Below are 237 nucleotides of genomic sequence, written 5' to 3'. Positions count from 1 at the left end.
TACTGTTGTTCCACTTATGTTCACATTTCCACTACTTACTGAACCATTGCTTTTCACATTATCCTGAACGTTTACTTCTCGTTGTACTGTTGTTCCACTTATATTCACATTCCCACTACTTACTGGACCATTGCTTTTCACATTATCCTGAACGTTTACTTCTCGTTGTACTGTTGTTCCACTTACATTCACATTTCCACTACTTACTGGACCGTTATTCCTTACATTATCTTGAAC

At 37.1% G+C, this 237-nt stretch carries 1 protein-coding gene; it reads right to left on the bottom strand.

Features of this window, described 5'->3' with window-relative positions:
- Positions 1 to 237: hypothetical protein (locus MR058_RS23080; RefSeq protein WP_242145948.1), on the bottom strand; the 237-nt coding region annotated here is incomplete at both ends.

Source organism: Bacillus cereus group sp. BfR-BA-01430 (assembly GCF_022663115.1).
Classification (GTDB): Bacteria; Bacillota; Bacilli; order Bacillales; family Bacillaceae_G; genus Bacillus_A; species Bacillus_A cereus_BD.
This window is presented reverse-complemented; position numbering and strand designations above follow the sequence as displayed.